Source organism: Thermocaproicibacter melissae (assembly GCF_024498295.1).
Taxonomy (GTDB): Bacteria; Bacillota; Clostridia; order Oscillospirales; family Acutalibacteraceae; genus Thermocaproicibacter; species Thermocaproicibacter melissae.
In genome coordinates this window covers 753,270-776,948 of sequence record NZ_CP101827.1, presented here as the reverse complement: position 1 = coordinate 776,948, position 23,679 = coordinate 753,270, and the positions used below count along the sequence as shown (strand labels likewise).

The window sequence follows — 23,679 nt, the reverse complement described above, 5'->3', positions numbered from 1 at the left end:
TCTGTGAATTCAACGGCAATCATAGCCCTTTTCCTGCTGAAACGCTTTACTTTGCAAATCACTTATTGTAAAATGTAAGAAATTGAACGGGAGTGTTAATATTGCAGCCAAAATATCATAGAGTTTTGTTGAAACTAAGCGGCGAAAGCCTTGCCGGAAATCAATCCCACGGGATTGATTTCGATACTGTTATGAAAATCTGCCGCTCGATTAAATCTTGTGCAGACATGGGTGTGCAGATTGCCATTGTTGTCGGAGGTGGGAACTTCTGGCGCGGTCGTTCCAGCGGTAAAATGGATCGCACAAGGGCTGACCACATGGGAATGCTCGCTACAACCATCAATGCTCTTGGCATCGCCGACGCTTTGGAACAGCTTGGCTTAGTTGTGCGGGTTCAGACCGCAATTGAAATGCGTCAGATTGCCGAACCATATATTCGTAATCGTGCTGTCCGCCACCTGGAAAAGGGAAGAGTTGTCGTTTTTGGTTGCGGAACAGGAAATCCTTTCTTTTCGACTGATACTGCTGCGGCCCTTCGTGCTGCGGAAATTGACGCCGACATCATTCTGAAAGCTACCATGGTTGACGGCGTTTATGACAGTGATCCGAAGAAGAATGCAGACGCCAAAAAATTTGACAGTCTGACTTTTTATAATGTCCTTGAGAAAAATCTGCAGGTAATGGACAGCACGGCAGCTTCTCTTTGCCGTGATAACCATATTCCGATCTGCGTGTTCAGCATTGAAGATCCAGAGAATATCGTGAGAGCCATCTGTGGAGAGAAAATTGGAACCATTGTGAAGGAGGAGACTCAATGAAGGACATTCTGAACGATGCGGAAACCCGCATGAAAAAAAGCCTGTCCGTTCTTCAGTCTGATTACGGTGCAGTGCGTGCAGGACGTGCAAATCCTGCCGTGCTAGACAAAATTCGTGTGGATTATTACGGTACGCCAACACCGATCAATCAGATTGCTGCAATCTCCGTCACGGAAGCTAGGATTCTTACCATTCAGCCTTGGGATATCTCTAGCTGCAAAGCCATTGAAAAAGCAATTGAAACATCAGATTTGGGAATTAATCCCCAGACAGATGGAAAAATAATTAGGCTGACGTTCCCTCCGCTTTCGGAAGAGCGCCGCAAAGAACTTGTCAAGGAAATCAGCAAAATGAATGAGGAATGCAAAATTGCAATCCGTGCCATTCGTCGCGATGCCATTGACAAGCTGAAAGAAGCAAAAAAGAATTCAGAACTGACGGAAGATGACCTGAAGCATGCTGAGAAAAAAGCGCAGGATTTGACCGATAAGTACTGCAAAGAAGCCGACGAGCTTTTTGAAGAAAAGAAAAAGGAAATTATGGAGATTTAGGAATATGCCACAAAGGGTTTTACCTAGGCATCTCGGAATCATCATGGACGGAAACGGCCGCTGGGCAAAAAAACGTGGCCTTCCACGCTCCGCGGGCCATGTTGCCGGTGCCAAAGTTTTCAAGACCATCGTACGGTACTGCAGCCGAATTGGAATCGAATATTTGACGGTTTACGCTTTTTCTACCGAAAACTGGAAAAGGCCACAGGAAGAAGTCTCTTCTCTCATGAGCCTTTTCAAAACGTATCTTCGGGATGCGCTTGACAATTTTCTGAGTGAAAACGTTAAGGTTCGGTTTCTGGGCGATACCTCTGTTTTTGACCCGCAGCTTAGAGAACTGATTCAGAAAGTGACAGAGGTTTCAGCAAATCGGACGGGTATGGTTTTGAATATTGCTTTAAATTATGGCGGCCGTGCGGAAATCGCACGCGCCGTCCAACTTTTAGCGAAGGATGTACAAAACGGTTTGCTGAAACCAGAGGAGATTACAGAAGAGCTGATTTCATCTAAGCTCTACACGGCGGGCCAGCCAGACCCCGATCTCATCATTCGGCCAAGCGGAGAAAACCGTATATCAAATTTTTTGCTTTGGCAATCAGCCTATTCAGAATATCTCGTTATGGATATTTTATGGCCTGATTTTACCACAAAAGATTTGGAATATGCCTTTGATGTTTATGCATCGCGCAACCGACGCTTTGGAGGGGTTTAATTGAGAGAACGAGTGACTTCAGGCATTACACTGGTATTCTTTCTGGCGGCGGTTGTCGTGTTCAACAACTCGTTTCGTCCGGCACTGAATATAGCCATTGCGCTTGTTTCTGTCCTAGGTGTTTATGAGATTATTTCTGCGCTTGGTTTTACGAAAAATCTGATGCTGATGATTCCAAGCCTGATTTTCGCGTGTGTGTTTCCGTTCTGTGACACACTTTTATGGCGTGAAGTTGCGTATTTTCTGTATAATGTCGTCATTTTTTCTGGCCTCATTTTTTACCACACAGATGTTACATTTCGTGAGGTCGGCGTTATTTACAGCATGGCGCTGATGATACCGACCGCATTGAGCACGATGATTAGTCTGCGCGATATCGGTCAAAACCACGGAATGTTTTATGTGATTATTGCAATATCTTCTGCTTGGATTTCCGATGTTGGTGGCTTTTTCGCAGGCCGCCTATTCGGGAAGCACAAACTTTGCCCAAACATCAGCCCCAAAAAAACCATTGAAGGCGCGGTAGGTTCCTTTTTCCTGAACATTTCCGCTATGATGCTGTTTGGGTTAATTTTTGAGAAAGTTTTCCCTGCAAACGGTGTAGCCGTTTCTTATCTGCCGCTGCTTATCATCGGTGTCTTTGGCACCCTGCTGTCTATCCTCGGAGATTTGAGTTTTTCGCTAATCAAGCGCAGCTGCCATATTAAAGATTTCGGCGAGATTATTCCGGGGCATGGAGGAATCCTTGACCGCTTCGACAGTGTTATTTTTGAAGCACCATTTGTATTCCTTCTTGTTCAGTTCCTTCCGATTGTGCAATAATCGGCTGCAATATTTTGGAATCATGGTGAATACTAATGAAAAGATTTCTTTCTGTTTTAGGGTCGACCGGTTCCATCGGAACACAAACCTTGGACGTTGCCCGTAAACTCGGTCTTAAGGTGTGTGCGGTCGCCGCTAATCGGAATATACGCCTCCTGGAGAAACAAATACGGGAGTTCAAGCCGGATCTTGCAGCTGTCTTTGATGAATCGGCTGCGCGCGATTTGAAAATCGCAGTAGCAGATTTGCCGGTTCGCGTTGTTTCTGGAATGGAAGGGCTTTGCGAAGCGGCTTCTTACAGTAAGGCAGACCTTATCTGCAATTCCGTCGTAGGCCTAATCGGCCTTCAGCCCACGCTGGCTGCGATTGCTGCAAAAAAAGACATTGCGCTCGCAAACAAAGAAACTCTTGTCGCCGGCGGCGCAATTGTGATGAAAGCGGCGAAGGCTGCCGGAGTAAAAATTCTGCCGGTTGACAGCGAGCACTCGGCAATCTTTCAATGCCTTCAGGGGTGCCCAGATAAAAAAATATTAAAACGCATTATTCTAACGGCCTCAGGAGGGCCTTTTTTTGGATGGAGCACTGAGCAGCTCAAGCAGGTCACTCCCGAACAGGCTTTGCGGCATCCAAACTGGAATATGGGTCCGAAAGTTACAATTGACTCTGCTACCATGATGAACAAAGGCCTTGAAATTATGGAGGCCTCTTGGTTGTTTGATTTGCCGGCCTCAAAAATTGATGTGCTTGTTCAAAGGGAAAGCGTTGTGCATTCACTGATTGAGTATGTGGATAATTCCGTCATTGCTCAATTGGGCGTACCGGATATGAGAATTCCGATTCAATATGCGATTACCTGGCCGGAACGCTATGTTTCGCCGGTTAAACAGCTTGATCTCGCTGAATACGCGACCCTGACCTTCGCACGGGCAGACGAGGAAACGTTTCGCTGTTTGCGCGCATGCAGAAACGCGATGCAAAGGGGTGGTCTTGCCCCGGCAGCAGCAAATGGCGCAAACGAAGTTGCCGTGCGCTTATTTCTGGAGCATAAGATTTCTTTTACGGACATTGGGGAACTTGTTTCTGATGCGGCGCAACACCAGCCTGACGTGGCAGGAGATGTGTCTGTTGATGATATTCTGAACGCTGATGCTGAAGCACGGCGCTATGTGCTTAAAGTATCCGGCTGTATGAGGTGATTGTCATTAAGGTCCTGTTGATTATAATTGCTGTTCTGCTGTTCGGATTGATGATTTTCATTCATGAATTCGGGCACTTTTTCACCGCAAAATTGTGCGGAATCCGTGTAAATGAATTTTCAATCGGTATGGGCCCGACATTGTTCCATTTTCAGCGCGGAGAAACAAAATACGCGCTTCGTCTTCTGCCGATTGGCGGTTTCTGCGCAATGGAAGGCGAAAACGGCGACAGTGATGACGAGCGTTCTTTCTACAAGAAATCGGTCTGGAAGCGCATGCTTGTCGTCGTCATGGGCGCGGTTATGAACATCGTCCTCGGGCTTGTCTTAATGATGATTCTTCTGAGCCAAGAATCTGCGTTCAATTCTACAACCGTTGCTGCTTTCGCAAAGAATTCTGCATTTCAGGCCGCCGGCTTGAAAGAAGGCGACACCTTCGTTTCTGTGGACCATTACCGCATTTACGGCGACAGAGACCTTAGTTTTGCGCTGGCGACTGCAAACCCTTCTTCGGTAGATATTGTTGTCCGCCGTGACGGGAAAGAAGTGGCCTTCAACGATGTTAAGCTGAACAATCAGACAATTGACGGAAAGACGATCGTTTCTTTGGATTTTTATGTGGAACCCATTGAGAAAAATTTCGGAACTTTGCTGACGAAAACCTTTCAGGACACTGTGTCTGTTGTTCGTCTCGTGTGGTACAGCCTCATCAGCCTGATTACAGGGAAATTCGGCTTTAACGATATGGCCGGACCTGTCGGGGCAGCAGACGCGGTAGGGCAGGTTATTACATCCGGTCTAAAGGAGAGCTTCCTTGCAGGCCTAAATAATGTGATTTATGTAATGATGCTGTTTACCATCAACCTTGGTATTTTCAATCTAATTCCTTTTCCGGCACTTGACGGCGGCAAACTGTTCTTGTTCATCGTTGAAGCAATTCGCCGGAAACCGATTCAGGAAAAATATGTCGCAGTTGTTGAGACGGTCGGTTTTGCTTTGTTGATGTGCCTTATGCTCATCGTAACTTACAGCGATATACTTAGACTTGTAACCGGAAAGGGCCTCGGAGGATAGCAATGAGAAAATCAAAACGGATAATGGTTGGAAATGTTCCCATGGGCGGAGGAGCACCCATCACGGTACAGTCTATGCTGAATGTGCCCGCCAGCCAATTGGAAAAAAGCGTTCAGCAGGCGAAAGAACTTGCCGAGGCCGGCTGTGATATTCTTCGTGCGGCGATTCCGAATGAAGAAGCCGTTGCCTTGATTCCTGCCATTAAAGAAGCTGTTTCCATTCCGCTGGTTGCGGATATTCATTTCGATTACAGGCTTGCTCTTGCAGCAGCTGACGCCGGGGTTGATGCGATTCGCATCAACCCCGGAAACATCGGTTCCGACGACCGAGTGAAGGCTGTTGCCGAGGCCTGCCGAGCAAGGCATATTCCAATCCGAATCGGAGTAAACTCCGGCTCCGTTCAGAAGCAGTTTTTAGAAAAATACGGCGGGCCTACGCCGGATGCTTTAGCCGAAAGCGCGCTGTACCACGCTTCTTTGCTTGAGAAGTTCGATTTTACGGATATTGTCATTTCTATCAAGTCTTCCAACGTAGAAACGATGATTCGAGCAAATGAAATCGTAGCGGAAAAGTGTGATTACCCGCTGCATCTTGGCGTGACAGAAGCCGGAACCGAAAGAATCGGAATTATGAAATCTGCCCTCGGCATCGGCTCGTTGCTTCGCAGCGGTATCGGCGATACGATTCGCGTTTCTCTGACTGCAGACCCCGTGAAAGAAGTGGAAGCGGGAATTGACTTGCTCAAAATTCTGGGCCTGCGCGGCGGTGTTAAAATCGTTTCCTGCCCAACCTGCGGTCGCACAAAGATTGACCTGATTGCGATTGCTTCCGAAGTGGAAAAACGTTTGGCTAATTGCCGCAAAAACATTACGGTTGCTGTCATGGGCTGCGCTGTCAATGGACCCGGTGAAGCGCGAGAGGCCGATGTGGGCATAGCCGGCGGAGACGGATGCGGCTTAATATTCAAAAAGGGGCAGATTGTTCGCCGCGTCCCGGAAGAAAAACTGATTGACTGCCTAATGGAAGAAATCAATCATTTGTAAAGGGAGACGTACCATTGAAAACATTCGGGGAATTTTTCAGTCCGTACATAGATATGTCTGGCTTTCCACCGCTGATTTCCAGCGGGGAAGTCCGGAAAATCCAAATTGACTCCGAAAACAGGGTATTATCGGTTAAAATCAGGTTTTCTTCGCCTGTAGAACGTGAAACTCTGTATAAACTTGAAAATCAGGTTGCCGCATGCAAACAGCTTCGCCTGAGCCGTGCGGTTATTTCTCCTGAGTATCCTGCCGAGTGCTTTTCACTGGATTATTACCCCAACCTCGTGCTGGAATTAAAGCGTCGTGAAGCAAGCATCAACGGAACATTGAAAGACTCGTCTCCCCGGTTGGAGAACGGTGCACTGGTTATTTCCCTGCACCACGGTGGGGGCGAGTTTTTGCTTTCAAAGCATGCAGATCACATTCTTTCCAACCTGATTTATGATGAATTCGGTATCAAGCTGCCGGTACGTTTTGACGGTGTTTTGGCAATTGACGAGACAAATCCTGTTCACATCGAACGCATGAAGCAAACGGAGGAAAAGAAGCGCCGCCAAGCTGTTGTGAAAATGGTTGAGGAACATGAAGCAAGCCTGAAGCAAGCTCCTAGAAAGACAATCAGCATTCGCAGTGGCGATACTCTCATGCCTTGCATAGTCCCCGAAACAGCAAGAGAGATTTTCGGGCATATCGGAAAGGGAAAACCGGTTGCTCTTTCTACCATAACGCCGGATATCGGAAGCGTTATGGTTTGGGGAGAGATTTTTTCCGTAGACCAAAAAGAAACAAGGGACAAGCAGCGGAAAATCTATTCGATTAACATTACCGATTATACCGGATCCATCACCTTGAAGATCATAGAAATGGTCAATCAATGTAAAACCTTAGATACGCTCACAGTTGGCTCGACAATCCTTGTCCGCGGCGATGTCGAGTATGATAAATATGACCATGAAATTGTTCTTCGGCCTCGCGGCATAGCCACTGTGGAACAATTAAAAGTTGAAGACACCGCGCCGGAAAAACGTGTGGAGCTACATATGCACACAAGCATGTCCTCGATGGATGGCGTCAATTCCGCAAGTGATCTTGTCAAACGCGCGGCGCAATGGGGACATCCTGCCGTGGCAATTACGGACCACGGCGTTGCGCAGGCATTCCCCGATGCAATGAATGCCGCTGCCGAAATGGCGAAAAAAGGCAAACCCATCAAAGTTATCTACGGCATGGAAGCCTATTTTGTCAATGACCTTGTTCCTGCCGTAAAAGGGGAAACCGACAAGACTTTCCAGGACGAATTCATTGCTTTCGATATTGAAACGACCGGCCTCAGCCCGAACAGCGACAGAATTACGGAAATCGGTGCAGTAAGGATTGTAAATGGAGAGGTGAGGGATTCCTTCGATACTTTCGTAAATCCAGAACGTCCGATTCCTGCCAAAATCACTGAGCTGACCGGCATTACGGATGAAATGGTGAAAGATGCTCCCAGCGAAGAAGAAGCCCTTCGATCTTTCTTTGATTTTTGCGGGGAAAACGCCGTCCTGATTGCACACAACGCGGATTTTGATACTTCCTTCATACGCACCGCTGCCTTAAGGCATGGAATGGAATTCAAGAATACATATATTGATACAATTCCAATGTGCCGCTCTCTGCTGAAGGGAATTAAGAACTATAAGCTGGACACTGTTGCCAAATTTCTGAAGCTCGAAGATTTCCATCATCACCGTGCCTGCGACGATGCCGCAATTCTGGCAAAGATTTTTCTTTGTCTGCTCCAGCGCACAGCAGAAGATACCGGCGCAAAGAGAATTTCCGAAATCAACACGTCGCTGGCCGGCGGTGATGTAAAGAAAATCAAATCCTACCACATGATTGTCTTGGCAAAGAACCGGGTTGGCTTGAAGAATCTCTATAAATTAATTTCAAAGTCGCATTTAGACTATTTTTATCGGAATCCGCGTATTCCGAAAACAGAACTGATGCGGCTTCGTGAAGGACTCTTAATCGGCAGCGCCTGCCAAGCAGGTGAGCTCTATGAGGCTATTTATGAGGGGCAGCCTTGGCAGCGGCTTTGTGAAATCGCGTCCTTTTACGATTATCTTGAGATCCAGCCCCTTGGAAACAATGAATTCATGATACGGGAAGGCATGGTACCCGACGAAGAGAAACTCCGTGAATTTAACCGCACCATCGTTCGCCTTGGTGAAAAACTGAATAAACCGGTCGTCGCAACATGCGATGTTCATTTCATGGACCCGAAAGACGGGGCATACCGCAAAATCCTCATGGCCGGTCTAGGTTACAAAGACACTGATGAACAGGCACCGCTCTATTTCCGTACCACAAACGAAATGCTTGAGGAGTTTTCTTATCTCGGAAAAGAGAAAGCCTACGAAGTCGTTGTCAAGAATACCAATTTAATTGCAGACATGGTTGAACAGCTCAAGCCGATTCCGGACGGTACCTTCCCGCCGTTCATTGAAGGCGCCGAGGAACAGCTGACGAATATTGTCTGGACGCGGGCTAAGGAGATATACGGCGACCCGCTTCCGGAGATTGTTCAGAAGCGGCTTGAACGAGAACTTGATTCCATCACAAAGCACGGTTTTTCCATTCTTTACATGACAGCGCAGAAACTTGTGGCCGATTCCGTCAAACATGGATATCTCGTTGGTTCGCGTGGTTCTGTCGGTTCTTCTTTTGTCGCCAATCTGGCTGGAATTTCTGAGGTTAATCCGCTTGAACCCCATTATGTCTGCCCAAAATGCAAGCACAGTGAATTTATAACGGACGGCAGTTATGGAAGCGGTTTTGACCTTCCGCCCAAAAAATGCCCTGTCTGCGGGACGGATTACAACCGCGATGGCCACACGATTCCGTTTGAAACGTTCCTCGGCTTTGACGGAGATAAAACACCGGATATTGACTTGAACTTTTCTGGTGAATATCAATCTAGTGCACATCGCTACACAGAGACGCTTTTCGGAAAAGACAACGTTTTCAAAGCAGGAACGATTGCAACGGTTGCGGATAAGACTGCAATCGGTTTTGTAAAAAAATATGAGGAAGAGAAGGGCATCGTTCTGCACCGTGCGGAGGAACTGCGTCTTGCTATGGGTTGCACCGGCGTAAAACGCACAACCGGTCAGCACCCGGGTGGCATGGTTGTTGTGCCCAAGGGAATGGAAATCTATGATTTCTGCCCAGTTCAGCACCCCGCCAACGATGCAACTTCCGACAGTATCACAACCCATTTCGACTTCCATTCCATTCATGACACGATTTGTAAACTTGACGAACTCGGCCATGATGTTCCGACAATTTATCGCTACCTTGAAGACTACACTGGAATACCGGTGATGAACGTTTCCATGAGTGACCCGGAGGTCATGTCCCTTTTCCGATCAACGGAAGCGCTCGGCGTCAAGCCGGAGGACATTGATTCTCCCACCGGTACTTTCTCCTTGCCGGAAGTCGGTACGAATTTTGTTCGCCAAATGCTGGTTGATTCCAAGCCAAAAACATTTTCCGACCTGCTGCAGGTTTCGGGTTTGTCGCACGGAACGGACGTATGGCTTGGCAATGCGCAGGAATTAATTAAAAACGGAACCTGCACCATTTCGGAAGTTATCGGAACACGCGACAGCATTATGACGTATTTGCTGCACAAAGGTTTGGAGCCGAAGATGGCATTTAAAATCATGGAAATTGTCCGAAAAGGAAAAGCTCCAACAAAATTGACCGCAGACTATATTCAGGCGATGAAGGACCATGGTGTACCCCAGTGGTACATTGATTCTTGTATGAAAATTAAATACATGTTCCCAAAGGCACATGCTGCCGCCTATATGATTTCCACCCTGCGCCTCGGCTGGTATAAAGTACATCGCCCCGTGGAATATTATGCGGCCTACTTTACGGTCCGCGGAGAAGATTTTGACGGTGCTCTTGTCATGCAAGGCCGAGAGGCCGTGCGCCGCAGAATGAACGAAATCAGCATGAAGGGAAAAGATGCCACTGCGAAAGACGAGGCCGCCTACGCAACTTTACAGATTGTCAACGAAATGCTTGCCCGCGGAATAGAGGTTCTGCCGGTTGACCTCTATAAATCCGAAGCAAAAAAATTTATCGTGGAAGATCAAAAAATTAGACTTCCGTTCATGTCTTTGGCGGGAATCGGCGAAGCTGCCGCGAAAAGTCTCGCAGAGGCCAGAAAGAAAGGGAAAATCCTTTCCATTCAAGATCTTCGCGAACGCACAAATGTCTCAAAATCCGTAATTGAAACACTGGCTGCGGCCGGTGTGCTTGACGGTCTCCCGGAAAGCAGCCAAATGACGTTGTTCTGATTGACAAGGATATTTTATTATGGTATTATGTTAGCACGATAAAGTGCTTGCTGACAGGAGTACCTCGCATGAAAAAAAACAGCCGCATTACACCGGAAGGAACAAAGGACTATCTTTTTGAAGAATGTACGCTTCGCCGCAAAATTCAAAAACAGCTTTCTGATGTATTTGAAGGCCATTGCTATCGGGAAGTCATGACACCGGGATTTGAATTCTATGATGTTTATGACCCCGATTTTTCCGGAATTCCGCAGGAAATCATGTATAAAATGACCGATCGGCTCGGGCGCCTTCTTGTAATGCGGCCTGACAACACGATTTCCATTGCCAGGCTTACTGCAACGAGGCTTCAGAATCTTCCGAAACCGATTCGGTTATTTTATAACCAACCGGTTTGCCGCAATAACCCAGGTTTAAGCGGACGTATCAATGAAAATCTGCAAATGGGAATTGAACTTCTCGGTGCCGATGGATTTCGGCCTGACCTTGAAGTTCTGGCAATTGCCGTCGAATCATTGAGCAAGTGCATGCCCGGTTTTCGCCTTGAAATCGGGCACGCCGGATTTTTTCAGGCTCTTTCCACTTCTCTCCCGGTTTCGGATGAGACAAGGGAAGATATCCGTGCCGCAATCGAGTCGAAGAATGACGCGGCTTTGCAGTCTTTGCTCGCTCCGCTTGAAGAAAGCGATGCAGTACGGGCCCTTTGCTCATTGCCTCGTCTTTTCGGCGGGGAGGAAGTTTTTCAGCAGGCCGAGAAATTCTGTACCGGTGACTTGAAAAACACTCTTGATTATTTGCACGGAATCTATCGCTCCCTCGCTGAATACGGCCTTGGAAGCAGCTTGATTGTAGACCTTGGGCTTGTGCAGCGAAACGATTATTACACAGGAATCGTTTTCAGTGCATATGTCGAGGAATACGGTGACGCCGTACTTCTCGGTGGCCGATATAATAACCTTCTCAGCCATTTTGGAATGCCGATGCCCGCTGTGGGATTCGGTGTCAACGTAGACGCGATTGCGCAGACTCTTTCCCAGCGGCAGCGAATCAGTTTCCCACAAAAAGCTGAGCTGTTGGTGCACGGAGAACCAGGCTATGAAACCAAGGCGCTTCATTATGCCTCTCAGCTCATCGCAGAAGGGAAAAAATGCGAAACCAGTGTGTTTTCTTCGGAAAACGAAGCTGCTGCTTATGCTTTGAAAGCAGGAATTGAACGTTTGGACATCGTGGGGGAAACCATCCGCACGGTTGACCTGAAGGGAAGGAAATTATGAGGCCGCTCAGAATTGCCCTCACAAAGGGAAGACTGGAAGAAAAAACGATTGATTTGCTCGAAAAGATTGGCTGCGATTGTTCTGCTGTTAGAAATAAAGGGCGCAAGCTGATTTTGCCGGTGGACAACGGAAAATACGAAGTCGTGCTTGCCAAAGCCGCCGACGTAATTACATATGTTGAGCATGGTGTTTGTGACCTAGGCGTAGTCGGAAAAGATACCATCATGGAACACGGCGGCAGCTTTTACGAAGTGCTTGACCTTGGTTTTGGAAAATGCCGTTTTGCCTTGGCAGGGCCAAAGGGCTGCGACTTTTTCACGGGATATTCTTCGAGAACGGTTGCCTCAAAATACCCCAATGTGACGGCGGAGTATTTTAGCGGCAAAGCAATGGACGTACGAATTATTAAAATTGAAGGCTCGGTGGAGCTCGCTCCGTTGCTCGGCCTTTCCGATGCGATTGTCGACATCGTAGAAACCGGTTCGACCTTGAAGGAAAACGGCCTTGAGGTTATTGATACTGTTTGTGATATTTCAGCCAGACTGATTGTCAATGCAGCCAGCATGAAACTTCGCAAAGACGAAATTGAGGAACTTGTAAACCAGATGAAAAGGGTAGTCCACAAGGAAGCCTGACGGGGAAAGAGGTTACAGTATGCAGATTTTGAAAGAGAAGGAAGGATTCGGTCCTGAACTGATTGCTCAGTTGAAAAAGCGCTCCAACAAAGCAACTGCACAGATTGAATCCTCCGTATCAGAAATTATCGCCAAAGTTCGGGAAGAGGGCGACCGTGCGGTAGCCGAATACACAAAGAAGTTTGACGGTTCCGTTCCGGAAACAATAGAACTTTCAAAAGAGCAGATGATAAGCCTTGCCGCGCAATGCGGAGAAGAATTTCTCGGTGCATTGCATCGCGCCGCACAGAATATCCGTGAATTCCACGAACGTCAGAAACAGCAAAGCTGGTTTGAAACCCGCGAAAACGGCGTCATGCTGGGGCAGAGGATCCGTGGGCTGTCTCGCGTAGGGATTTATGTGCCGGGCGGAACTGCCGCATACCCTTCTTCGGTACTTATGAACGCAATCCCTGCGAAAATTGCCGGCGTTGGGGAAATCATCATGGCAACACCTCCTTCAAAAGACGGAAAACCAAATCCGGCCATTATGGCTGCAGCAGTTGAAGCCGGAGTTGACCGCGTCTTTCAGGTAGGCGGAGCACAGGCCATTGCGGCCATGGCATTCGGAACCGAAACCATCCCCGCAGTCGACAAAATCGTAGGGCCTGGAAATATTTTCGTTGCAACTGCAAAGAAGCAGCTTTACGGAACAGTTGGCATCGATATGGTGGCAGGCCCAAGCGAAATTCTGATTCTAGCCGATGAAACGGCAAATCCGAAATTCCTCGCTGCTGACCTGATGTCTCAGGCAGAACATGATGTTTTAGCTTCTGCCATTCTGCTCACCACTTCGGAAAAAATCGCAGAAGAAACACTCAAGGAGCTGGAGCGTCAGAAATCTTCGCTGGAGCGTAAAGATATTATTACGCAGTCACTCGATAACTTCGGTGCGATTGTCGTGTGCAGCAGCATGGATGAAGCAGTGAATTTTGCAAATGAACTTGCTCCCGAGCATCTTGAAATCTGCACGGAAAATCCAATGGATTACATTGGGCGCATTGATAATGCCGGTTCCGTTTTTTTAGGTCATTACGCGCCGGAACCTCTCGGAGATTACTATGCAGGCCCGAACCATGTTCTGCCAACGGGCGGTACTGCTCGTTTCTTCTCGCCGCTTTCTGTTGACAGCTTCGTGAAGAAGTCGAGTTTTCTGTATTACACAAAAGAAGCGCTCGCCGAGGCACAAGAAGATATTATCACTCTGGCAAACGCAGAAGGTCTGACCGCCCATGCAAATTCCATAAAGGTGAGGGAATAACATGGCTTATGAAGTAAACGAAAAAATCCGAGAGCTTGTTCCGTATCAGCCGATTACGGGAAATTACCGCATTCGGCTGGATGCCAATGAATCGTTTCTTGTTCCGGAGAATGAGATTCTGAAAGCCATCCAGAAAGATGCTGTTTCCGTAGCGTTCCAGCGTTACCCTGACCCGATTGCACAGGAGCTTTGTGAGGCATTTGCGAAAGCATATAATGTCAATGTCGAAAATGTTGTAGCCGGAAATGGTTCGGACGAACTGATTTCTCTGCTTTTCTCTTCCTTTTTGATGAAAGGTGAGTGCGCAGTTACGTTGTCACCGGATTTTTCGATGTACAGCTTTTACTGCGGCATTGCGGAAGGGCAGAATAAAGAATTCAAAAAGAGAGACGACTTTTCGTTTAGTATTGATGATCTGATTGATTTCGTAAACAAAAACAAGGCTCGCATGCTGATTTTTTCCAATCCGTGTAACCCGACTTCTCTCGGCGTCAAGCGCGAAGAAATCCGAAAACTGGTTTCGTCAGTTAATGCCCTTGTTGTTCTCGATGAAGCGTACATGGATTTCTGGGATCAGTCCATGCTTTCGGAAGTCAATCAATATGATAACCTGATTATTCTACGCACATGTTCCAAAGCGATTGGTGCGGCATCTTTACGCCTTGGCTTTGCTGTATCCAACGTAAATCTGATTCGGTTCTTAAAAGCAGTTAAGTCGCCCTATAACGTCAATTCTATTTCCCAGAAAATCGGTGCTGAAATTTTAAAGAGAAAAGATTGGCTTGCCTTCTGCCGGCAGAAAATTTGTAAGTCAAGGGATGAACTGTTCAGCGGCTTGAAGAAAATAGAAGAGAAAAATCTGGGAAGAATGAGGGTACTGAAACCTGTTACGAATTTCGTCACCGTAAAAACACCGGAATGCACTTCTATTTATCAAAAGCTTCTGAAAGACGGAATTGCCATTCGTTGTTTCGATGGTTTTCTGCGCATCACAGCAGGAAGTGAGACCGAAAACGAGGAATTGCTCAGTGCTTTTGAAAAGGCACTGAAAGAATAGGAGCGATAAAAATGCGCACTTCTGTTCAAAAGCGCACGACGCGCGAAACCGACGTTTCCGTCAGCTTGAACCTCGATGGAGGAGAAAGCAGTATTTCTACCGGAATCGGCTTTTTCGACCACATGCTGAATTCCTTTGCAGTCCATGGTGGTTTTGGCCTGACAGTAAAGGCGGTCGGAGACCTGAATGTAGACTGCCACCACACCATAGAGGATACCGGAATTGTATTAGGCAAAGCGTTCGCCGAAGCCCTTGGAGATCGTTCCGGAATTGCTCGCTTCGGCAGCTCTTATGTTCCAATGGATGAATCGCTTGCTTTTACAGCAGTGGATATCAGCGGAAGGCCTTTCCTTGTTTTCCACGCTGATTTCGCGCAAGACCGTATAGGGGAATACGATACTTGCATGACGGAAGAATTTTTCAGAGCTTTTGCATTTCAGGCTGGTTTTACGATGCATGCTCGTGTGGAATATGGAACAAATGCACATCATCAGACAGAAGCGCTATTTAAATCTGCCGCTCGTGCTATCCGCTCTGCGGTAACGATTTCCGGCGGCGGTGTACTTTCGACAAAAGGCATCCTTTGATGAAGATTGGAGGGCATCACTATGCTGCTGATACCTGCAATTGATATTAAAGACAACAAGTGCGTGAGACTGCTTCGAGGCGATTATTCTACCGCCCATCAGGTAGCAGAAGATGCCGTTGAAGCTGCGAAATCTTTCCGCAAGTGCGGTGCCGATTGGGTTCATGTTGTTGACTTGGACGGTGCCAAAGATGGGATGCCGAAAAATTCCGAACTGATTTTTCGGATTCAAAAGGAATCCGGCTTAAAGCTTGAAGTCGGCGGCGGCATCCGTTCCATGGATACAATAGAATATTACCTCTCGAACGGAATCTCCCGTGTGATTCTTGGCTCCGTATCAGTTGACAACCCGGCTTTTGTGCGCGAAGCCGTAAAAAAGTACGATGACCGAATCGTTGTCGGCATTGACGCCAAAAATGGCATGGTCGCTCAGAATGGCTGGCTGAAAACATCGAATGTCAATTATCTGGATTTGGCGAAAGAAATGGAACAAGCTGGCGTAAAGTATATAATCTTTACAGATATAAACTTAGATGGCACTCTCTCCGGCCCAAATCTGGATATGCTTGACGAACTCAACCACGCTGTGAGCTGCAACATTATCGCAAGCGGTGGCGTGGCAAATATGAAAGACATTGTTAATCTGCTTGATTTGGATATTTACGGTGCAATTTGCGGCAAAGCGATTTATAGCGGTAGCCTCAACCTGCAAAGCGCGATTCGTTTTTGCAAAAGAAGGGAAACGAATGGAATCTGATGTAAAGTATAATGCCTTGGCAGATAAATTCTTTCAAAAATCAGAACTTCTGCCGGCAATCGTCCAGGAAGAAGGAACCGGTGAGGTTCTGATGCTGGCTTATATGAACCGGGAATCCTTTCAAAAGACATTGGAAACCGGCTACACTTGGTTCTGGAGCAGGTCACGGCAAGAGTTATGGAACAAAGGCGCAACATCCGGTCATTTTCAGAAAGTAATCCGCATTATGGGAGACTGTGACAGTGACACAATACTTGTTCAAGTGAAACAGACCGGCGCAGCCTGCCATACAGGCCACCACAGCTGCTTTTTTGAAGAGATTTGGAGGAACAAAGATGACTGATGTTTTAGATGAACTCTACCAAACCGTTCTGAACAGAAAGAGTGAAAAGAAAGAAGGGTCCTACACCTGCTATCTGTTTGAGCAGGGCTTGGATAAGATTCTGAAAAAATGCGGGGAAGAATGTAGCGAAGTCATTATCGCCGCAAAGAACAAGAACAACAGCGAAACAGTTCTTGAAATTTCCGACCTTCTGTATCATCTAACGGTTCTGATGGTAAATGAGGGAATTACACCGGAAGATATAAAAGCCGAATTGGAAAAGAGAAGCAAAAAGCAGGGGAATCTCAAGAAGTTTCATGTAGTTGATAAAAATACATAAAATGAAAATGCCGAGGCCTTTCCAAAACAGCCTCGGCTCTTTTTATGAAAACCGATAGAATTCCGGAAGGAACCAAATGTTTTTCGCTTCAAATTCCTTTCCGTTCAGATAATTCAACATACCTGCATCCGTCGTGAATTTGAACTTTAGTTTATAAGAATACAGCGCTTGGTAGGGAAAACCGGATTGCTTGTTAATGGAATTCTTGCCGTATTTCCCGTCTCCCGCAAGCGGGTGACCGATTGAGGCAAGGTGGGCACGGATTTGATGCGTCCGGCCTGTCAATAATTCAACCTCAAGAAGGGAAAACTTGCTTTTTTCAGCCAATACCCGATAACGGGTTATAATGGTTTTTGCATCTTTGGAGGGCCGCTGAGAAATATAGACACGGTTCTGCTTTTCATTCTTGGAAAGATATGCTTTTAGGGTCGCACATTTTTGCTCCATTTTGCCGCAGACAACGCAGAGATACAACTTTTCAAGCTCCCGATCCTTCACTTTTTGATTCATAATACGCAGTGTCTCTGCATTTTTCGCTGCCATTACAATTCCGCCGGTATTTCGGTCAATTCGGTTTATCAGTGCTGGTGCAAACGAATTTTCCGCTTCGGGATCATATTCTTTTTTTGCGTAGAGGTAATGCTGAACCCGCGCAATCAGCGAATCAAACTCATAATGCTCATCCGGATGAACGATGAGTCCTGGCTTCTTATCGAGAATCATGATATTTTCATCTTCATAAAGAATGGTAAGATTCTGCGGTGCTTTCAAAAAATCATATTCCTTGGGCTGCGTCTGGAAAAACTCGTCTTTCATGTACATGGTAAGCACATCGCCGACTTTCAGACGAGTAGAAATCTCGCAGCGCTTGCCATTACATTTGATATCTTTTTTCCGGATGCATTTGTACATCATTGATTGGGGCATATTGGGAAATGTTTTTGTCAAAAATTTATCGAGACGCTGTCCCGCGTCGTTTTCTCCTATTGTTACAGTCATCATAGGTGCTGAGGTTCCTTTCTCTTCGATGATTCCTCACTCGAAGGCATATCAATCGGGCAAGTTATATTATAGCATCGTAACGGTTTTTGGAAAAGGGAAAAGGCTTTTCAAAGATTCATAAATCGTTTATAATAAAATGTAAAACTTAGTTGTTCAGCCTCACATTGTAAAAGCGCTTTCTTTCCGGGAAATGATTTTCATAGGAGGAATTCCTGCCTTGAGTAAAAAAGGATATTCGCCTGGAAAAGAGGAGCAAGGAAAGCTCTCCGTGCATGCCGGCCACCGAGAACGCGTAAAAGAATTGTTTTTAAAAACGGGCCTGGATTCATTTTCGTCTCACTCAGTTTTGGAATTGCTCCTTTATTACGCAATACCGCAGAAAGACACAAACGCCCTTGCACACCGGCTGATTCGTCAGTTTGGGTCGCTTTCTGCAGTCTTTGATGCACCGTTTGAAGAACTTTTGAAAGTGGACGGAATCGGTCGTTCCGCAGCAATTCTCATAAAAATGATTCCTCAGCTTTGCCGCAGATATGAAGAAGACCTTGAAAACGGGCAAATGGCAATATTTGATTATGAAGAAGCGGGGAAGCTGTTTGTTAAGAAATATATCGGGCGGAAAAACGAATCCGTCATGCTCATGCTTCTTGACAGCAGAGAGCGTATCCTATACTGCGATGTTGTGAGCGAAGGAAATGCAACAGCCGCAAATATTTACATTAAGAAAATTGTCAGCCTTGCCTCCCGCTATGATGCTGTTTATGCAATCCTTGCGCATAACCATCCAAGCGGGGAGTGCCTTCCATCCAAGCAGGATTTGGATACAACTCGATGGGTTTATCATGCTCTCGAAACAATAGAAGTGCAGTTGATTGACCATATCATTGTGGGAAGCAATAATTATATCTCATTGGCAAAGAGTAAAATAATGCCGGAACTTTTTAATCAGGAACTGGATATGGAGTAAAAATGGATTTTAAGCTTGTTTCCAAATACAAACCGACGGGCGATCAGCCCAAAGCAATTAGAGAGCTGGTAAAGGGTCTTCAGGCCGGCTATAAAGAGCAGACAATGCTTGGTGTAACGGGCTCCGGAAAAACTTTTACCATGGCAAACATCATTGCCCAAATGAACCGCCCCACACTTGTGCTGGCCCATAACAAGACTCTGGCAGCCCAGCTTTGCTCAGAATTCCGTGAATTTTTCCCGGAAAATGCTGTTGAGTATTTCGTAAGCTATTACGATTATTACCAGCCGGAAGCCTACATCCCTACGACGGATACTTATATTGAAAAGGATTCCGCCATTAATGATGAAATTGATAAACTGCGCCACTCCGCGACGTCTGCTTTGTCCGAGCGGCGTGATGTGATTATTGTGGCGAGCGTTTCGTGCATTTACAGTCTCGGCGACCCAATCGACTACCGCACCATGGTTATTAGCCTTCGTCCCGGGATGAAAAAGAATCGGGACGAGCTTCTGAAAAAGCTGGTTGAAATCCAATATGAACGCAACGATATCAACTTTACCCGAAACAAATTCCGTGTCCGCGGCGACGTAGTTGAGATTTTCCCGGTTCAGTCCAGTGAGCACGCGGTTCGCGTCGAATTCTTCGGGGACGAAATTGACCGCATCAGCGAGTTTGACCCCGTGACCGGAAAAGTTGTTGCCGACTTGAAACATATTGCAATTTACCCGGCATCCCACTATATTGTTCCACGCGAAAAGATGGAAAAGGCCGTTCGGGAAATCGAGAAAGAGATGGAAGAGCGCGTCGCATGGTTCAAAAGCCAGGGGAAATTGATTGAAGCGCAGCGCATCGAGGAACGTACCCGCTATGACATGGAAATGCTTTTGGAAGTCGGGTTCTGTAAGGGCATCGAGAACTATTCGCGCATCCTTTCGGGGAGAGCGCCCGGAAGCTCTCCGTTTACCTTGCTCGATTACTTCCCAAAAGATTTCCTGATGTTTGTGGATGAATCCCATGTAACGCTGCCGCAGGTGCGTTCCATGTATGCAGGTGACCGCGCAAGGAAGGATACCCTTGTTCAGTACGGTTTCCGCCTGCCATCCGCTTATGACAACCGCCCGCTGAGTTTCGACGAGTTTTATCAACACATCAACCAAGTCATTTTTGTCAGCGCAACACCGGGCGATTTTGAATTGCAAAAATCTGCGCAGGTCGTTGAGCAGGTCATTCGGCCAACCGGTCTGGTCGACCCTGAAGTCATCGTAAAGCCAACCGACGGCCAGATTGACGACTTGATTTCTGAAATCAACATCCGTTCCGCAAAAAACGAACGTGTCCTCGTAACCACTCTGACGAAAAAGATGGCGGAAGACCTTACCGCTTATCTCGAAAGCATGGGGATTCGCGTTCGGTATATGCATTATGATATTGACACCGTTGAACGTATGGAAATCATCCGCGACCTTCGTCTGGGCGAATTCGATGTTCTTGTGGGAATTAACTTGCTTCGCGAAGGTCTGGATATTCCGGAAGTTTCGTTGGTTGCCATTTTGGATGCGGACAAGGAGGGGTTCCTGCGCAGCGAGCGCTCGCTGATTCAGACAATCGGGCGTGCGGCGCGTAATGCAAATGGCAAGGTAATTATGTACGCAGATTCCGTTACGCCATCTATGGAAGCTGCCATTCGAGAGACAGAACGACGCCGGACTTTGCAGATTAACTTCAACAAAGAGCATGGCATAGTTCCAAAAACCATCGTCAAACCTGTTGCAGAAATTCTTCAGATTTCGACACACCGCGAAGACGGCAAGAAGAAGCACGGCAGGCTTTCAGCGGATGAAAAAGCACGCCTAATTGAGCAATTAACACGGGAAATGAAAGATGCAGCAAAGCTGCTTGAATTCGAGCATGCGGCATATCTGCGCGACAAAATTAAAGAATTACAGTCGCAGAAATAGCACATAAAACGGAGGGAAATATGTCAGCAAAGACGATATATATTAAGGGCGCAAGGGAACACAACCTAAAAAATATCAATATTGAACTGCCGCGCGACAAGCTGATTGTGTTTACCGGGCTTTCCGGGTCCGGTAAATCGTCCCTCGCGTTTGATACCATATATGCCGAGGGGCGGCGCCGGTATGTGGAATCACTCTCTTCCTACGCACGTCAGTTTCTCGGCCAGGCGAACAAGCCGGATGTGGATTACATTGAAGGACTTTCTCCGGCTATTTCTATTGACCAAAAAACAACATCAAGAAACCCGCGTTCCACCGTGGGAACCGTTACGGAGATTTACGATTACCTGCGTCTGCTTTACGCACGTATCGGAATTCCGCACTGCCCGATCTGCGGACGTGAGATTAAACAGCAGACCGTTGACCAAATTGTCGACCAAGTTCTAGCTTTGCCGGAAAATACGAAAATCATGGTTCTTTCACCCGTTGTCCGGGCAAGAAAAGGGGAGCATACTAAGGAACTGGATGCCGCACGCAGGAGCGGCTTTGTTCGGGTCCGCGTTGACGGCGTCCTTTATGATTTGTCCGAGACAATATCTCTTGAAAAGAACAAAAAACATACCATTGAAGTCGTCGTCGACCGTCTGGTCATTCATCCGGACATTCGTTCCCGCTTAGCGGATTCGATTGAAACCGCTTCATCTTTATCAGGCGGATTGATTATTATTAGTGTGGTAGGTGGGGAAGACCATCTCTTTTCGCAGAATTACGCCTGCCCGGACCATGGTATCAGCATCGAGGAATTAACACCGCGCATGTTTTCCTTCAACAGCCCGTTCGGCGCTTGTCCAAAATGCTCGGGCCTTGGGGTTTTTATGAAAATTGACCCCGACCGCATTATGCCAGACAAATCTCTTTCCATTAATCAAGGCGGTCTCAAGGCCAGTGGTTGGGCAATGGAAGGCAACACCATTGCTGCCATGTACCTGAAAGCTCTTTCCCAAAAATACAAATTTTCGCTCGATACACCCTTAAAGGATCTTCCGCCTGAGATTATTGATATTCTTTTGTATGGCACAAAGGGCGAAAAAATCAAGGTAGAGCGCGATAGCAGTTTCGGCCACAGCACCTACGAAACCCCATTTGAAGGAATTATCAACAACCTTGATCGGCGTTTCCATGAAACCCAAAGCAACTGGATTCGCGATGAGATTCAGAACTACATGTCGGCAATTCCGTGTGACGCATGTAAAGGGAAACGCCTTGCTCCTATAAGCCTGGCTGTTACGGTCGGCGGAATCAATATTTCGCAGTTCTGTGACATGTCAATCACCGAAGCTCTTGACTTCTTGGAAAACCTCAAACTGACAGAACGTGAAAGCCAGATTGCCCGCCTGATTCTGAAAGAAATCAAAAGCAGGCTAACGTTCCTGAAAAACGTAGGGCTTGAATATTTAACCCTTTCCCGTTCCGCCGAAACATTGTCCGGAGGCGAGAGTCAGAGGATTCGCCTTGCGACGCAGATCGGTTCTTCTTTGACAGGCGTTCTTTATATTCTTGACGAGCCAAGTATCGGATTGCATCAGCGCGACAATGCCAAACTGCTTGCCACGCTCAAGCATCTGCGCGACATCGGCAATACGGTCATTGTCGTTGAACATGACGAAGAAACGATGCTTGCATCGGACCATATTGTTGACATCGGGCCAGGTGCGGGCGTTCACGGCGGACAAGTTGTGTTCAGCGGAAAAGTTGAAGACCTTATCAAATGTGAGGAATCCATCACCGGACAATATCTCAGCGGGAAGAAGAAAGTTGAGATTCCAACACACAGGCGTAAAGGCAACGGAAAAAAACTCAAAATCATCGGAGCATCCCAGAATAACCTGAAAAACATCAATGTTGAGATTCCTCTTGGAACCTTTGTGTGTGTCACAGGAGTATCCGGTTCCGGCAAATCTTCTCTTATTAACGAAATTCTCTACAAATACCTTGCTGCGGAACTGAACGGTGCCAAGACACACCCCGGGGCATTTGAGAGAATCGAAGGTGTTTCGGCGCTCGATAAGGTAATCGCGATTGACCAGTCGCCGATTGGACGTACTCCGCGTTCCAACCCCGCTACTTATACCGGTGTGTTTAATGATATTCGTGCCCTTTTTGCTTCAACGCAAGATGCAAAGCTCAGGGGGTACACATCGGGACGGTTTTCCTTCAATGTAAAGGGCGGACGTTGCGAGGCCTGCGAAGGCGACGGAATTATCAAGATTGAAATGAACTTCCTGCCGGACGTTTATGTGCCCTGCGAGGTCTGCAAAGGAAAACGGTATAATCGAGAAACGCTTGAAATTAAATACAAAGGGAAGAACATCTACGACGTTCTTGAGATGACGGTCGAAGAGGGCCTTGCCTTTTTCGCCAATGTGCCCAAAATCGAACGTCGTCTGAAAACGCTTCAGGAAGTCGGGTTGGGCTATATTAAAATCGGACAACCTGCCACAACGCTTTCCGGCGGTGAAGCTCAGCGCGTCAAGCTTGCAGCGGAGCTCGGAAAACGTTCAACCGGCCGCACGATTTATATTTTAGATGAACCAACGACCGGACTTCATATCGCTGACGTTCATAAGTTGATCGAGGTTCTTCAGAAGCTCGTTGACAGCGGCAACACGGTTGTGGTCATCGAGCATAATCTTGACCTCATAAAAACCGCAGATTACCTGATTGACCTCGGACCGGAAGGCGGCAACGGCGGAGGCAGAATCGTTGCCTGCGGTACTCCGGAACAGGTCGCGCAAGTACCAGAATCATACACCGGCCAGTATCTCAAAAAAATTCTGAAATAATCACTGCCAAAGCACACCGGGTAAAAACCTCGGTGTGTTTTTTCTTAGGCGAGCCTCTTTTGGAGGCC

At 47.1% G+C, this 23,679-nt stretch carries 20 protein-coding genes; 19 read left to right on the top strand and 1 reads right to left on the bottom strand.

Features of this window, described 5'->3' with window-relative positions:
- The first annotated feature begins 101 nt into the window (after positions 1 to 101).
- The 16 genes from pyrH (at position 102) to hisE (ending at position 16,838) form a co-directional block, all read left to right on the top strand.
- The gene (pyrH, locus tag NOG13_RS03920; protein ID WP_283110971.1) at positions 102 to 818 is read left to right on the top strand and encodes a UMP kinase; all 717 of its coding nucleotides are present in this window, start codon (positions 102 to 104) and stop codon (positions 816 to 818) included.
- Entirely contained in the window at positions 815 to 1,369 is a 555-nt protein-coding gene (gene frr / locus NOG13_RS03915; RefSeq protein ID WP_283110970.1) for a ribosome recycling factor, read from the top strand. The genes pyrH and frr overlap by 4 nt, the downstream gene beginning before the upstream one ends.
- 4 nt (positions 1,370 to 1,373) lie before the next feature.
- Positions 1,374 to 2,081: an undecaprenyl pyrophosphate synthase gene (gene uppS, locus NOG13_RS03910; protein WP_283110969.1), complete on the top strand. Its 708-nt coding sequence runs from the start codon at positions 1,374 to 1,376 to the stop codon at positions 2,079 to 2,081.
- A complete protein-coding gene (locus tag NOG13_RS03905; protein ID WP_283110968.1) occupies positions 2,082 to 2,903 on the top strand; it encodes a phosphatidate cytidylyltransferase in 822 nt (273 codons plus the stop codon).
- A 35-nt stretch (positions 2,904 to 2,938) separates the two neighbouring features.
- Positions 2,939 to 4,099, top strand: a complete 1,161-nt coding sequence (locus NOG13_RS03900; protein ID WP_283110967.1) for a 1-deoxy-D-xylulose-5-phosphate reductoisomerase — start codon at positions 2,939 to 2,941, stop codon at positions 4,097 to 4,099.
- Positions 4,096 to 5,172 (top strand): M50 family metallopeptidase, encoded by a 1,077-nt coding sequence (locus tag NOG13_RS03895; protein ID WP_283110966.1) that lies wholly within the window; start codon positions 4,096 to 4,098, stop codon positions 5,170 to 5,172. Before NOG13_RS03900 ends, NOG13_RS03895 begins: the two co-directional genes overlap by 4 nt.
- Before the next feature lie 2 nt (positions 5,173 to 5,174).
- The gene (gene ispG / locus NOG13_RS03890) at positions 5,175 to 6,215 is read left to right on the top strand and encodes a flavodoxin-dependent (E)-4-hydroxy-3-methylbut-2-enyl-diphosphate synthase (RefSeq protein ID WP_283110965.1); all 1,041 of its coding nucleotides are present in this window, start codon (positions 5,175 to 5,177) and stop codon (positions 6,213 to 6,215) included.
- 14 nt (positions 6,216 to 6,229) lie between these two features.
- Positions 6,230 to 10,567, top strand: a complete 4,338-nt coding sequence (locus tag NOG13_RS03885) for a PolC-type DNA polymerase III (RefSeq protein WP_428849326.1) — start codon at positions 6,230 to 6,232, stop codon at positions 10,565 to 10,567.
- Positions 10,568 to 10,635: 68 nt separating this feature from the next.
- A complete protein-coding gene (hisZ, locus tag NOG13_RS03880) occupies positions 10,636 to 11,841 on the top strand; it encodes an ATP phosphoribosyltransferase regulatory subunit (RefSeq protein WP_283110964.1) in 1,206 nt (401 codons plus the stop codon).
- A complete protein-coding gene (gene hisG / locus NOG13_RS03875; RefSeq protein ID WP_283110963.1) occupies positions 11,838 to 12,476 on the top strand; it encodes an ATP phosphoribosyltransferase in 639 nt (212 codons plus the stop codon). The genes hisZ and hisG overlap by 4 nt, the downstream gene beginning before the upstream one ends.
- A gap of 19 nt (positions 12,477 to 12,495) precedes the next feature.
- Positions 12,496 to 13,776 (top strand): histidinol dehydrogenase, encoded by a 1,281-nt coding sequence (hisD, locus tag NOG13_RS03870; RefSeq protein ID WP_283110962.1) that lies wholly within the window; start codon positions 12,496 to 12,498, stop codon positions 13,774 to 13,776.
- Between the two features lies 1 nt (position 13,777).
- Complete coding sequence (locus NOG13_RS03865) at positions 13,778 to 14,833, top strand: pyridoxal phosphate-dependent aminotransferase (protein ID WP_283110961.1); 1,056 nt, start codon at positions 13,778 to 13,780, stop codon at positions 14,831 to 14,833.
- Between the two features lie 11 nt (positions 14,834 to 14,844).
- Entirely contained in the window at positions 14,845 to 15,420 is a 576-nt protein-coding gene (gene hisB / locus NOG13_RS03860) for an imidazoleglycerol-phosphate dehydratase HisB (RefSeq protein WP_283110960.1), read from the top strand.
- 21 nt (positions 15,421 to 15,441) lie between these two features.
- The gene (gene hisA / locus NOG13_RS03855) at positions 15,442 to 16,176 is read left to right on the top strand and encodes a 1-(5-phosphoribosyl)-5-[(5-phosphoribosylamino)methylideneamino]imidazole-4-carboxamide isomerase (protein ID WP_283110959.1); all 735 of its coding nucleotides are present in this window, start codon (positions 15,442 to 15,444) and stop codon (positions 16,174 to 16,176) included.
- On the top strand, positions 16,166 to 16,519 hold the full coding sequence (gene hisI, locus NOG13_RS03850) for a phosphoribosyl-AMP cyclohydrolase (RefSeq protein ID WP_283110958.1): 354 nt from the start codon (positions 16,166 to 16,168) through the stop codon (positions 16,517 to 16,519). Before hisA ends, hisI begins: the two co-directional genes overlap by 11 nt.
- Positions 16,512 to 16,838 (top strand): phosphoribosyl-ATP diphosphatase, encoded by a 327-nt coding sequence (gene hisE, locus NOG13_RS03845; RefSeq protein WP_283110957.1) that lies wholly within the window; start codon positions 16,512 to 16,514, stop codon positions 16,836 to 16,838. The genes hisI and hisE overlap by 8 nt, the downstream gene beginning before the upstream one ends.
- 42 nt (positions 16,839 to 16,880) lie before the next feature.
- Here hisE and NOG13_RS03840 read toward each other — a convergent pair whose 3' ends face one another.
- Positions 16,881 to 17,840: an RluA family pseudouridine synthase gene (locus NOG13_RS03840; RefSeq protein WP_283110956.1), complete on the bottom strand. Its 960-nt coding sequence runs from the start codon at positions 17,838 to 17,840 to the stop codon at positions 16,881 to 16,883.
- Positions 17,841 to 18,057: 217 nt separating this feature from the next.
- Here NOG13_RS03840 and NOG13_RS03835 point away from each other — a divergent pair, with 217 nt between their 5' ends.
- The 3 genes from NOG13_RS03835 to uvrA are packed head-to-tail and all read left to right on the top strand — an operon-like array spanning position 18,058 to position 23,611.
- A complete protein-coding gene (locus NOG13_RS03835; protein ID WP_283110955.1) occupies positions 18,058 to 18,807 on the top strand; it encodes a JAB domain-containing protein in 750 nt (249 codons plus the stop codon).
- Between the two features lie 2 nt (positions 18,808 to 18,809).
- Complete coding sequence (gene uvrB / locus NOG13_RS03830; protein ID WP_283110954.1) at positions 18,810 to 20,768, top strand: excinuclease ABC subunit UvrB; 1,959 nt, start codon at positions 18,810 to 18,812, stop codon at positions 20,766 to 20,768.
- Positions 20,769 to 20,788: 20 nt separating this feature from the next.
- Positions 20,789 to 23,611, top strand: a complete 2,823-nt coding sequence (gene uvrA / locus NOG13_RS03825; RefSeq protein ID WP_283110953.1) for an excinuclease ABC subunit UvrA — start codon at positions 20,789 to 20,791, stop codon at positions 23,609 to 23,611.
- Positions 23,612 to 23,679 lie beyond the last annotated feature (68 nt).